Annotated in this window: 9 protein-coding genes; 5 read left to right on the top strand and 4 right to left on the bottom strand. The window is 40.6% G+C overall.

Going from position 1 to position 12,914, the window contains the following annotated elements:
* Positions 1-18 precede the first annotated feature (18 nt).
* Together ABM313_RS00690 and ABM313_RS00695 are read left to right on the top strand one after the other, a co-directional pair.
* Positions 19-471, top strand: coding sequence for a universal stress protein (locus tag ABM313_RS00690; protein WP_434685789.1), 453 nt, complete (start codon positions 19-21; stop codon positions 469-471).
* Positions 472-626: 155 nt separating this feature from the next.
* Positions 627-914, top strand: coding sequence for a (2Fe-2S) ferredoxin domain-containing protein (locus ABM313_RS00695; protein WP_434685790.1), 288 nt, complete (start codon positions 627-629; stop codon positions 912-914).
* Positions 915-1,444: 530 nt separating this feature from the next.
* On the opposite strand, the gene hepC is transcribed toward ABM313_RS00695, so the two are convergent.
* The 3 genes from hepC to ABM313_RS00710 form a co-directional block, all read right to left on the bottom strand.
* Positions 1,445-2,377 carry a heterocyst development glycosyltransferase HepC gene (gene hepC, locus ABM313_RS00700; RefSeq protein WP_434685791.1) on the bottom strand — a complete coding sequence of 311 codons (933 nt, stop codon included), beginning with the start codon at positions 2,375-2,377 and terminating at the stop codon, positions 1,445-1,447.
* Positions 2,378-2,803: 426 nt separating this feature from the next.
* On the bottom strand, positions 2,804-4,990 hold the full coding sequence (locus tag ABM313_RS00705) for a GumC family protein (protein ID WP_434685792.1): 2,187 nt from the start codon (positions 4,988-4,990) through the stop codon (positions 2,804-2,806).
* Positions 4,991-5,034: 44 nt separating this feature from the next.
* On the bottom strand, positions 5,035-6,141 hold the full coding sequence (locus ABM313_RS00710) for a glycosyltransferase (protein WP_434685794.1): 1,107 nt from the start codon (positions 6,139-6,141) through the stop codon (positions 5,035-5,037).
* A 285-nt stretch (positions 6,142-6,426) separates the two neighbouring features.
* On the opposite strand from ABM313_RS00710, the gene ABM313_RS00715 reads away from it, so the two are divergent.
* Positions 6,427-10,164 (top strand): NB-ARC domain-containing protein, encoded by a 3,738-nt coding sequence (locus ABM313_RS00715; RefSeq protein ID WP_434685795.1) that lies wholly within the window; start codon positions 6,427-6,429, stop codon positions 10,162-10,164.
* Between the two features lie 24 nt (positions 10,165-10,188).
* Here ABM313_RS00715 and ABM313_RS00720 read toward each other — a convergent pair whose 3' ends face one another.
* On the bottom strand, positions 10,189-11,328 hold the full coding sequence (locus ABM313_RS00720; protein WP_434685796.1) for a glycosyltransferase family 4 protein: 1,140 nt from the start codon (positions 11,326-11,328) through the stop codon (positions 10,189-10,191).
* A 384-nt stretch (positions 11,329-11,712) separates the two neighbouring features.
* Here ABM313_RS00720 and ABM313_RS00725 point away from each other — a divergent pair, with 384 nt between their 5' ends.
* Complete coding sequence (locus ABM313_RS00725; RefSeq protein WP_094532749.1) at positions 11,713-11,931, top strand: indolepyruvate ferredoxin oxidoreductase subunit alpha; 219 nt, start codon at positions 11,713-11,715, stop codon at positions 11,929-11,931.
* Positions 11,932-12,349: 418 nt separating this feature from the next.
* Positions 12,350-12,811 (top strand): ribosome maturation factor RimP, encoded by a 462-nt coding sequence (rimP, locus tag ABM313_RS00730; protein ID WP_434685797.1) that lies wholly within the window; start codon positions 12,350-12,352, stop codon positions 12,809-12,811.
* Positions 12,812-12,914: the final 103 nt, after the last annotated feature.

Consider the following 12,914-nt stretch of genomic DNA (forward strand, 5'->3'; position numbering starts at 1 on the left):
CTATATTACGGTAACCATATGAAATTCTTAGTTGCTATCGATGGCTCTCAAGCTAGCGAAAACGCTCTTGCAAAAGCTTTAACCTTTGCAGTTCCTCTAGAAGCCGAAATTGTTTTGTTGACTGTGGTTGAACCACTTAGTAGCTACATACCTGAGGTCATGCTACCCACGGGTGACTGGGTTGGTTGGCGTGGGCTGCCAGATGTGGAACTGGAGCGCAAAATCTTAAATGCAGGTCAATCTCTGCTCCAAAAAGCCCAAGATACTTGTCAAGCTTCACAGATGAAAACCCGTACTAGACTAGAGACAGGTCAACCTCGTGACGTAATTTGCTATGTGGCTAAGGAGGAAACCCCAGACTTAGTGATTTTGGGATCGCGAGGATTAGGATCGATTGAAAGGATGATGCTAGGCAGTGTTAGCGATTATGTGATGCACCATTGTGTCTCACCAGTTTTAGTCGTGCGCTAAAATCTAAAAAAGTCTAAAAACATTGCTAGTTAAGATAAATTTCAATCAAACGAACTAAGAAATTTTTTAAAATTTCTTAGTTTGAGTTTGAGCTTAGATCTTTGAGTTACTTCTGGACTTTCTAGACTATTTTGGAAAAGGCGATCGCTACTATTTTGGATAGTTCTGCCCCCCGTCAAGTTCTTGTTTGTCAACATCGCACCTGTGCAAAGGATGGTGCGGCTCAAGTCTTGGCAACATTACAACAGCAAAATATTGCCAATGTAAGTATATGTGGTTGTTTGGGACTATGTGGCTCTGGGCCAATAGTCGTTGTATTGCCAGATAATATCTATTACTGGCATGTTACGCCCAAAAAAGCTCAGGCAATTATTGAAATGCATCTAATTGGCAATGTAGAGATCCGCTCAATGATGCATCCTCGACTACATCCGAATAATTAACGATATGCAGCTTCGCCGTACATCGCTAATTATTCGCTAGGGATAAATCCTATTCTTTGATCCCAATTCACGAAAGTGTTGCCACACTTTTGTGAATTAACAAACAAACCCAGTAAGAGTTTTATAGCTATAGCCACCTGTATCAGGACAAATCAAAACCCAAATAGTGTGAGTTGGCGCGAAGCGCCAACTCACACTATTTGGGTTTTATGTCCTAACAAGAATGGCGGCAGCTATAAAAACACAAAATGGCGGAGCCATTTTGTGTTTTGGTATTAACGTGAGTTCGATATAGCCATTTGCGGCGGGCTTTGCCCGCCGCAAATGGCGGAAAATGGTAAGAATCGCTTAGCGATTCTTACCATTTTCCGTTTTCGTCGAACTGACGTGGTATTAGTAGAAATCGAGTAAGTACAGAAAAGCCCACGTAGAAACATGGGCAAACTTGCAAGTATTAAGTGATAGAAAAAATAAGTCCTGAAAAGAAATCGATATCTATTACTCAATTCATAATTAAAAAACAAACAAATTTAATAAGCTCCAAATCCAGACAAAACTTTGGGAACAGTCATCAATAAAATTTTCAAGTCTGACCACAAAGTCCAGCTGTGCAGATAACTTAAATCACAATCAGTCACAGCATCTAAATCAAGCATGGTTGATCTAGCACTTACTTGCCACGCACCAGTGACACCTGGTAGTGAATTTAATCTTCTTTTGCGATCGCCATTAATACGCAAAGCATCATACAAAGCCCAAGGACGAGGACCCACCAAACTCATTTCACCACGCAAAACATTAAAGAGTTGAGGAAGCTCATCAAGACTATACTTACGCATCCAACGACCGACATTAGTGATTCTTGGATCGTCTTCACATTTATGCAGTCCAGTTTGACCACTCATCACTAAATGATGTAGTTTGTCAGCATCAGTAATCATGGTACGAAATTTAATGATTCTAAATAACTTACCACCCTCACCAACACGCCATTGGTGAAAAAATATTGGACCACTTGAAGTAGTCGCAATAATCACAGCTAAAGCAAACATAACTGGACTAAGAATTAAGAGAATAAACAAAGATGCTAACCAATCTAAAGCCCGTTTTACGATCCAAGTGATTGGCTTGTTTATTTGTGGTAATTCATTTGCATAGGGCAGGTTTAACAATACAGATTTTTCAGATCTATAACATACATCAGCTAAATTTTTAAGTTTAGCTTCACCAATTTCAGGCTCAACCTTCACTAAATTTAGTTTAGTCTGACTATATTTACCAAATCTGGTATTACTTAATATCAAGCACATAAACATACTCAATTGAGTACGAAATAATGAACCTAAGGTACTTAGAGTAATCTCGATTTGCTTGGTATTAAACATTGAATTAGATATAGATGAAATCTCTGTTTGGTGATCAATTTGAATTACTTGTGGTTTTCTGACGATAATCCCTGTCATTTCTTCCTCTCGGTTATTCTTATATCTCTAATACTTCAGCTTTCCTAATCTAGATTTCAACAGTTTAATTTTGATTAATATTAGTGCGTACGTATATGTATCTATCTAGCAATGAATTTTGGCTTTTCCAGTAAATTTGAAGATAGATACGGAGCTTTTATAGATATATTTATCTATCAATTCCATAGATATAGCAACTACTATAAGTTAGTAAAAGGTCATACTAAAAGTTATATAAAAGTTATATTCTTGTTTGATATTTTGCTGGAGTACCACACCTATACAGATGCTTTTCCCCACAAAACAAAGAAAGTGTCGGTGCGAAGCACCGACACTTTCTTTATGGGTTTTGATTTGTCCTAACTATCTCTTTTATACAAAAGTACAAAATGGCGTAGCCATTTTGTACTTTTGTATTACTTAGTTTTATGCACTATCTTCTTCATCGCCAATGGCAACTGATTTGTAGCTATGCGGTAATTCTTTCACTGCATTAGCAATTACCCCTATTAAATTCAACTTTTGGAGAATAGATATGGCTTGAGAGAATTCTCCACGGGTAATTCGATCAATGCGAGCTACTGCAACCACTCCACCACTACATGAGGCTATTTGAATTGTGTCAACTGTACCAAGAATAGGCGGGGAATCAATAATGACAAGATCATAATCCTGCTCAAAACTGGAGACTAACTTTTGCATCCACTCTGAACTCAGCAAAGTGACAGAATCACTGGGAATTGGTCCAGCCGTGAGAATATCAATAGCTGAGTTGGACGATTGGATCACATCTTGACTATCCACAGCACCTTTACTAGCAAGTAAGGTTGATAAGCCTCTTTCGTTTGGTAAGTTTAGTTGCTTATGTAAAGTTGGCGATCGCATATCTGCATCGATTAGCAGGACTCGTTTGTGTAACCGCGCGGCACTAGTAGCGAGTCCAAGAGCAATCGTGGATTTACCCTCACCAGGAAGAGCCGAGGTGATTACCAGCGATCGCACACTGATTTCTTGAGAAAAACTATTAAGTTGAATATTTTTATAAATTACATCTAACCCCTCTCGGAAAGGTAACCATTGGACAATTTCAACTGTAAGTGGTGAGACTGATTGACCTTTAAGAAACTGGGGTAAGAAACTAGAGCTTGATTCTTCAGCTTGCAAGTATTGTGGAGTCATACCCAACAATGCTAGAGAAGCAATTTGCTGTTCTAACTCGCTATAGGTATGCATTGTATCGTCTTGCATATCCCTAAGAAAAGCAGCCATACCACCAATAAACAACCCAGCAACTATGCCCAGCAACAAATTTCTACGTAAAGTATCTGCGGTGTCAGTCGAGCCAAGACTAGGTTCCTCAACAACTTGCCAATCAAAGCCGCCTCGAGTAATCTCTAAACTTAGTTCTTGACGATTTTTGAGCAAAGTTTGCAACGTATCTTGCTGAACCTTCAGCTTGGGTATTAAGGTTTCGTATTCACCAAGTAATTTGGGTAAGCGATTGATTTCAGAGCGTAGAGCTTGTTCTTGAGATTTCAAAGAATCGAGCTTAGACTGGAATAGCGTAATTTGAGTCTGAGTTTCCATAATTTGGTTTGCTAAGGCTAAATCAACACTACTTAGCTGATCAACATTCCATTTAGGATCATTGGAGAAATTGCTATCCCCTAAAATACTTCTTTTTTCTTCTTCAAGACTACTCTGCTGTTGCCTGAAACGTAACTCAAGAGCTTCAACAATAGGATTAGCCGATTGGAATCTAGCTTTTTCGCGATTTAGTGCAACTTCGATACTTTGCATTTCCACGATAAGGGCTTGATAACGTGGCGACTGATTTAAGCGGGTAAGTAATACAGCGTCTTGTGAAGATAGGTTGAGTTTTTGTTGTAGAGATTCTAGCCGAGCGATGGCTTGATCGTATTCTAATTGGGTACTGCGTAATTGTTGTTCGATCCCATTGAGGGCTGTGGTAACTTCAGTTACTCGCTGAGTAGCATCAAAAAGATTATTTTTACGACGAAATGCTTCGATCGCATCAGCAGCTTCAGAGATACTTTGACGAACAGTGGCAACTTGCTCATCGATACCTGCTAAGCCCTTCTGCAAGCGCTTTTCCTGCTGCTCGCGGTTGTAGTCAGTATAAACTTTTTGAAAAGCTCTTAAAACTTCTCGCGTCTTTACAGGATCTAAAGCTGTGTACTGTACTTCGACAATTTTGGTTGGGGCATCTTGTGAACCCAACATATCAATTTTTAAAGATTGCAGTTCAGCACCAGTAATACCAGGATACTTATCGTTTAGCAAAGCCGCAGCTTTTTGAAACAATGAAGAACTTTGTAGCAAATTTAATTGCGTCGCATAATCAATCTGAACATTTGAGTCAATAAATGAGGAGGAATTAGACTTGTAAGTTGACTCAACTAGTAATCGCATCACACTTGTGTATTTAGGCTTAGAGTTGATGTTTATAAAAACAGCAATTACTAAACCTAAACTTAATCCACCCAAAAGCCAAAAGCGTCTACGAGAGAGAACCGCAAAAATTTTCCCATAACCTGGATCTTGTTCAGGGAGAACAGGAACTGTTGAATTTGCAGCATTAATATTCATCATTTAACCTTCTTATAGTTCCAGTAACTAAAAACGCTTCTGTTCAGTTAAGTTGTTTTTGTGATTCCTCTACTAGTACAGATTTCTTCTACGATCTGATTAACCTTTGTGAAGAATACTAATTCGGAAAAGTTAGAAATAGCATGTTCTCGGATTTTGGCATAGTCCCAATCGATTTTTTGAGCTTTGATTATGGCATTTTTTAAGGATTCCGCAGTTTGTTGCTCAAATAAAATACCCGTTAGTCCTGAAACTTGGGTATCCATGACTCCGCCAGCACCATAGGCAATTACAGGCGTACCACTAGCGTTTGCTTCAATGGGTACAAGTCCATAATCTTCTAAAGCAGCAACAATTACAAACTTTGCTTTTGACATAAGATTGCATCGATCACGATCACTAACATGACCAAGAAATTGAATATTGGGACGTGCTCTTGCTTGCAATTGTTTCGTTTCAGGACCTTCTCCTGTAATCAGCAGAGGCAGATCTAAGCTATTAAAAGCATCAACAATTATATCAAGCCGCTTATAACTAAGATGTCGCGAAGAAACAAGGCAGTAATCATCTTTTTGATCTGAAAAGGTAAATCGACAATCGTCGATTGGATAATTTACAACTACCGCATCTTTTTTATAGGTTTCTTGAATCCGTTTTGCGACTGTGGTGGAATTAGCAATGTAATAATCAGGAGACTGGGCATAAAAAATGTCTTGTTGACGCATTTTTTGAAAAATCAGCTCAATCAAAGGTTTAAAAAAGCTATATGTGCCATATTCTCTCAAGTAAGTATTGGTGTCCCAGAGAAAGCGAGTAATATTGTGGCAAAAGCAAATATGCACTGCATCAGCACGCTTTTGGACTCCTTTAGCAAAACTAGCACTACTGCTAAGAATTAAGTCGTACTTGCGAAGATTTAAAGAACTAAAAGCCTTGTAGTAAAATGGCGCAAATAGGCGAAAGTATTTGCGAGTTGCAGGAATATTTTGCAAAAATGTTGTGTAAACTGGGCGATCACCTAGATCGATTGTATTTCGGCGATCGTATACAGATGTATATATATCTGCTTCTGGGAAATGCTTGCATAAAAGTTCAAATACCCTTTCAGCACCACCACGTTGCGTAAGATAGTCATGAACTAAAGCAATTTTCATTGGATTTTTATGGAACTGTTTAGGGTTACTAATTTCAAAGAGCAATATTCCAACAACTCTCATTATAAAATTGGTTTTGATGAAAGATTGCTGTAGGCAGATTATCATCAAAACCAATTTTGGGGTATTCAACGTCGCAGGCGCTAAATACCCCAAAATTGCTTTCATAATTAAAATTGCTATCAATATCAATATTCATAACAAAATACAACAAAGCATAAAACGTCTTAGAATGACAAGAGTGAAGTTATATAAAAGTTATATTTATATATTTAAGGCGCATCTATGACGGCTGATGAGGCGGTAACATTTGTAGAGTTGTCGTTAAAAGAGCGCAGTCTGTCTCGAGTTGAGCAGTCTGTCTTTCTTGGGGTATGGCAGGGCTTGTCTTACTCTGAGATTGCTAAGCAGACTGGCTATGATGCTGGCTACATCAAGTTAGTCAGCCATAAGCTTTGGCATTTATTGACAGAGACTTTCGGCGAAAAAGTAACTAAAAGTACGGTACAAAATCTAATTCGTCGTCAAATACAAAAGAAGCTAGCTGATTCTCACACAACTATCCCCAATTTACAGTCTTCGGGAAACAGTCATCAAGACTGGGGCGAAGTAATCGATGTCACTTTTTTCTATGGTCGGGAACATGAGCTGGATATCCTAACTAAGTGGATAGATCACGATCGGTGTCGGTTAGTGGCTCTTTTGGGTATGGGAGGCTTAGGCAAAACGGCTCTGTCGGTCAAGCTTGCTCAACAGCTACAAGATAAGTTTGATTTTGTGGTGTGGCGATCTCTCAATAATGCCAAGACCCCCAGTGAAATGTTAACGGCTGTGATCCATTTCCTGTCACAGCAGAAAGAAACTCCCGATACCACGGATACCAATGCCTTAATTTCGAGATTAATGGAATACTTACAGCGCTATCGCTGTTTATTGGTATTAGACAATTTTGAATCAGTTCTAAAAGATGAAGCTCAAGCAGGGGCTTACCGTAAGGACTTTGAAGGCTATGGCTCACTGTTAAGAAGGGTTGGTGAAGTTTCCCATCGTAGTTGTGTCGTGATTACTAGCCGCGAAATGCCTGAAGAAGTCGCCACATTGGAAGGGGACATTCTGCCAGTGAGAGCTTTGCAACTAACTGGGTTAGACGAACCTGCTGCCGAGCGCGTCCTCGAAGCTAAGGGTATCAAAGCCATGAGCGATGATTTGCATCGTTTAGTAGATTGGTATCGTGGTAATCCTTTAGCACTGAAAATTGCGGCAACTTCGATTAAAGATCTCTATTCAGGTAGCATTAACCGCTTTTTAGAGCAAAAAACGATCATTTTTAGCGGTATTGGCAATCTGATCGAGCAGCAATATCAGAGACTGACGGCTCATGAGAAACAAATTATGATTTGGTTAGCAATTAACCGTGAGCCAGTTCAGCCTAATGAACTACACTCAGATATTGTGCCAAAGATCGAGCAAAATCATCTCATGATGTCACTGCGATCGCTAAAACGGCGATCGCTAGTTGAGCATACAGCCGCTGGTTTTACGCAGCAACCTGTGGTCATGGAGTTTGTCACTAATTTATTGATTGAGCAAATTTATCAAGAAATTACCCAAGAGCATCCTCTCGGTGCTTTACCAAATATCCAATTAAAACTAAATCGTCAGCTTTTCTATTTACGCCACTATTCTCTGATCAAAGCAACTGCCAAGGACTATATTCGCCAAAGTCAAATTCGTCTAATTTTAGAACCTCTGGTCACCAAACTTTTAGGACGTTTGGGTAGTAAGCAAATGGTTGCTAAAGAGCTATTTCAAACGCTTGAGGAATTACGAAGACGTGAACTACGCCCCGAGGGAGAACTAAAGTCAACCTTTGGCTATGGGGGCGGCAATATCATCAATTTGTTATGTAATCTTGGTATTGATTTGACGGGGACTGACTTCTCCTATCTAGCCATCCGCCAAGCTTATTTGTCTGAAGTCAAATTACATCGAGTGAACTTTGCGCAAACTGCGGTCATTAAATCAGTGTTTGCAGAGGTAATTGGTGGAGTTTTGGCGGTCGCTTTTAGTGCTAATGGCAAATTACTAGCGATCGGTGATACTAAAGGCGATATTCATCTTTGGCAAGTCAGTGATGGTAAACCAATACTCACTTATCGTGGGCATAAAGGATGGGTAGTTTCCGTAGCCTTCAATCCCGAAGGTACGGTTTTAGCGAGTAGTAGTGTTGATCAATCGATTAAGTTATGGGATGTCTCAACGGGAGATTGCTTAAACACTCTGCAAGGATATATCGGTGCAGTTATGTCAGTCGCTTTCAGTCCCGACGGCACAACTTTGGCTAGTGGTCATGCCGATCGCACTGTGAGACTGTGGAAATCAGGGAAATGTATCAAAATCCTGCATGGTCATGAAGATATTGTTGAAGCTGTTGCCTTTAGCTCAAAGGGTAACTTACTGGCAAGTAGTAGTGACGATTGCACTGTAAGGCTGTGGGATATTGATACTGGCGAGTGTTTTCAAATATTTGAAGGACATGAAGATATCATCTGGTCGATCGCCTTTAGTCACAATGGCAATGTTTTAGCCAGTGGCAGCGAAGATAAAACCGTAAGACTATGGAATGCGGATACAGGTAATTGCATCAAAACCTTGTCAGGACATACCCATACAGTCTTTGCCGTTAGCTTTAGCCATGATGGTTCAACCCTTGCGACAGGAAGCGGCGATCGCACAATTCGTCTTTGGGATCTCAAGACAGCTCAATGTTCTAAAACCTTAACTGGGCATAACCATTGGGTACGTTCAGTAGCCTTTCATCCTGAACGCTTAGTTTTGGCGAGCAGTAGTGGCGATGAAATGGTGAAACTCTGGGAAATTGACACAGGCTTTTGTATGCGAACTTTTCAAGGACATACGGGGCGATCGTGGACAGCTAAAAATGATAATCAGGGCGATAGCCAAGTGTCAGGCAATGTCTCTAATGAACATCTCCTTAATCTCTGGGAAGTTACATCGGGTCAACAGTTTCGTATTTTGCAAGGTTATACCAATGCTGTGCGCTCAGTTGTTTTTAATCTTGAGCAAACGATTTTGGCTAGTGGCGGTGATGACTCAATCATTCGTCTTTGGGATATCCAATCAGGTGAATGTATTCGGGCTTTGCATGGTCACGCAGGACATGTTTGGCAAGTTGCCTTTAGTCCGATAGGAACCCTACTGGCTAGTTGTGCTGAGGACTGCACAATCAAACTATGGGATGTCAGCAGTGGCAATTGTCTAACTACCATCACCGAGCATCCCGATTTAGCTCGAACTCTTGTATTTAGTCATGATGGTAAATTGCTAGCAACTGGTGAAACTAGCCGAGTGATTAAGCTCAGAGATATTGTGACTGGTGAATGTTTGCGGATTCTTCAAGGGCATACATCAGCAATCTTGGCGATCGCCTTTAGTAACGATGATCGGTATATCATCAGCAGCAGTCGCGACAAAACTGTAAAAATCTGGGACACCAAAACAGGAGATTGTCTGCAAACGCTAGATACACTTACCTCGATTACTTCAAATATCAAATTTATGCCAATGCACCCCCATATAGCTTTTGGCTGTGGGGATCAACTGATCTATCGATGGAATATTAAAAGCGGTGAATTGATCTCTGAGCGGCTAGGTCACGATGGCAACATCTTGACAATTGCTGCTGATCCCAAAGGAGTCTTACTAGCAAGTGCAGGTGAAGATGCTCAAATAAATATTTGGAACTGGCAAACTGGTGAAGTGATCAGCTCCTTAGTTGGACATATTGGCACAATATATTCAGTGTCATTTTCTGCGGATAGCAATCTGATCGCTAGCAGTAGTCGTGATGAAACTGTCAAACTCTGGAATGTGCAGACAGGTGAATGTATCAGGACCTATCGCGAACCTCGTCCCTATGAAGGACTGGATATTACTGGGGCAACAGGCTTGACCTCTGCTCAAAAAGCGAAGCTTATCGCCCTCGGCGCGATCGAAAGATAATTGACGGCTGGTAAAGCGCTCCATCTATTGTCGGATAACTTGCTCATAAACAGATTTCATTTGAGTAGCAATTACCTGCCAGTCATAATTTTGCTTGACATAGGTTTGACAAGCTCTCGCACTGGGAATGTGTCTTTGACCAGATAAAGCTTCGATCATTCCTTGTGCTAGTAGATCGGTTGTATTACCTTGCAAGACAAGCTCAGGAGAAAATGGCAGTAAAATTTCAGGAATGCCACCAATCGGTGTACCCAATACTGGTGTACCTGCGGCTAGTGACTCAATCACGATCAATCCAAATCCTTCTAGTGATACGGTCGGCACAATTGATAACTCAGCCGCTCGGTAGGCGATCGCCAAGTCTTGATCAGGCACAAACCCCAATAACTGCACATGATTTTCCAGATGCAATTCTTGAATCTGCGATCGCAACGCTTCCGCGATTGCCCCTTTGCCAGCAATTAGTAGCAATACATCAGGATGTTGCTTGCGCACCAAGGCGATCGCGGCAATCAAGTTCTCTAAACCCATACGTTGAACTAGTCGCCGCACACAGAGAATAATTCGCCGATCCTTTTGCCAACCTAGTTTTTCTCTTGCTTTGGCGATCGTTAAGTCCAAATCAAATTCTGCTGTATCAATGCCTCCACCGACGATAAAAATCTTTTCTAATGGCACATTATAGGTTTTATGCAAAGTCTGTCGAAATGCCTCAGACAACACAATGAAGCCATTAGCCCTGCGATAAACCAATTTTTCGACTACCCATTTTCCCCAAGTCGATAAACGTCCTGCGCCTTCAGCTTGACTCTCCAATGCCCAAGGACCATGAAAATGCATTACTAATGGGACTTTTCCCAAGCGATCAAGTACAGGCAATGTATACAAAGCAAAATGTGAAGCAACCAAATCAAATTCTGAATTCGCGATCGTATGATTGAAGGCTTTTCTCATGCCTAGCGATCGCTGCCATGTTGAGCTTTTTACTGAAGCAAATGTTTTGACTTGGCCACCAGAACTTTGGAAAACGCGATCGGAGCCAGCCACCAGACCATTTACCTCAACTCCAACTTTGGGTAGGTAATTGACACAACCGTAATAAACGCGAGCCAATCCACCTGCTTCTTCTAAAAACCAGCTCGTACCTAGCTGTAATGTTTTCATAAAATCTTATTAACTATTGACATCTCTACATAAAGCCGAAGATAGCATAATGCTAGCCCTGACTTTATAGCTATAGCCACTTGTATTAACGTCTATTAACCTCAGTTCGGGTTAAGCTTGCAAATTTTACAAAGCCCAGAGACAAAAGCATTGCTTAGTAAGGCTTTTGTCTCTGGGCTTTGAGAGAAGATTTGGTCTCCCAGCCCCTTTTTTCTGCTTCTAAGTAACATGAGTTAATATTAAATATAAAAGCAGCGCCAAGCGCTGCTTTTATACTTTTGGTTTTTATGTGCCAATCAAAACTTGCATTGCTATATAAAAACAATTGAGTTTCATAATTAAAAAATTGTCGTTATCATTGCTCAAATTTGGATATCACTCTACATGGCTTATACGATCGCCTCAAATATCTGTGAAGGCATAGCAGACTGTGTACCAGCTTGTCCTGTTGCCTGTATTGAACAGGGAGAGGGCGCAAATATTAAAGGGACGATCTGGTTTAAAATTGATGCCTCAATTTGTATTGACTGTGGCGTTTGCTTACAGGTATGTCCTGTGCAGGGGGCGATCTTGCCAGAAGAACGACCAGAATTAGTAATCTAAAAACTTAATTTTGATGATTCCAGTGCCGAAGACAATGATTTTCATCAAAATTGGTTTTTAGATGAAAATCAGATTGATCTGTAATAGGCGTGATAGTATAGACTTCAGTACTAGCAGGCAAGTAGTCAAGAGGAAACACACTAAGATAGCTGTGTTTTACCTGTAGTACACAAGCTCCGAAGAAATGTATCTGACTATTACTTGTTGCATGTTTTGCAAGTAGCAGCTAGATCTACAGCAGCAAAAAGATCGCATCGGTGATGTTTTTTGTTGTGATCGGTTAAAGAGAAAAGCACTCAAAGAGTGGGCAATTGTCCCACTTTTTTGTTTTTAAATTAGCTTTTTACAGCTTGAATCAAAAACTCTTACGTCAAAAAACAAAGAAACGCTCACACTGTAAGCTCAAATCGTAAATTCTATGAGTCATCCTCTAATTCCGCAAATTTTTCAAATTGCTGAAGAAGTTGCCTCGCCCCTTGGGTTAGAGGTTGTCGATGTGGTGTTGCATACCAATAAAAACCCTGTGGTCTTGAGGGTCGATATTCGCAACCCAGACCAAAATACAGGGCTAGAAGACTGCGAACGCATGAGCCGTGCGCTAGAACCAACTCTTGATGCGATCGATTTGATTCCCCATGCCTATGTGTTAGAAATTTCTAGCCCAGGGGCGGAACGTCAGTTACAAAGCGATCGCGAATTTGTGGCTTTTCGGGGCTTTATGGTCAATGTCAGCACAAACCCACCTTATGATGGCAAACAAATTTGGAGTGGTCACCTCATATCACGCAACGAGACACATGTGACGATTAGCATCAAGGGTCGGATTATCAATATTCCCCGTGAACTTGTTGAGCGTGTTGAATTAACCAAAATGGAATAACAAAGAAAATCTATGACTAGTCAATTCCAATAATCAGAGCAAAACTCTGATTCATCCTATTTCTAAGAACCTAATTTAAGAGCTGCTTTTGGGTGCTAAAAGC

The organism is Pseudanabaena minima str. Chao 2107 (assembly GCF_051131155.1).
GTDB classification, from domain to species: domain Bacteria; phylum Cyanobacteriota; class Cyanobacteriia; order Pseudanabaenales; family Pseudanabaenaceae; genus Pseudanabaena; species Pseudanabaena minima.

Excerpts from the sequence above, each read along its gene's own strand:
- ABM313_RS00720 (WP_434685796.1), bottom strand. The coding sequence starts at position 11,328 with ATGAAAACATTACAGCTAGGTACGAGCTGGTTTTTAGAAGAAGCAGGT.
- ABM313_RS00690 (WP_434685789.1), top strand. The coding sequence starts at position 19 with ATGAAATTCTTAGTTGCTATCGATGGCTCTCAAGCTAGCGAAAACGCT.
- rimP (WP_434685797.1), top strand. The coding sequence starts at position 12,350 with ATGAGTCATCCTCTAATTCCGCAAATTTTTCAAATTGCTGAAGAAGTT.
- ABM313_RS00705 (WP_434685792.1), bottom strand. The coding sequence starts at position 4,990 with ATGATGAATATTAATGCTGCAAATTCAACAGTTCCTGTTCTCCCTGAA.
- hepC (WP_434685791.1), bottom strand. The coding sequence starts at position 2,377 with ATGACAGGGATTATCGTCAGAAAACCACAAGTAATTCAAATTGATCAC.
- ABM313_RS00715 (WP_434685795.1), top strand. The coding sequence starts at position 6,427 with ATGACGGCTGATGAGGCGGTAACATTTGTAGAGTTGTCGTTAAAAGAG.
- ABM313_RS00710 (WP_434685794.1), bottom strand. The coding sequence starts at position 6,141 with ATGAAAATTGCTTTAGTTCATGACTATCTTACGCAACGTGGTGGTGCT.
- ABM313_RS00725 (WP_094532749.1), top strand. The coding sequence starts at position 11,713 with ATGGCTTATACGATCGCCTCAAATATCTGTGAAGGCATAGCAGACTGT.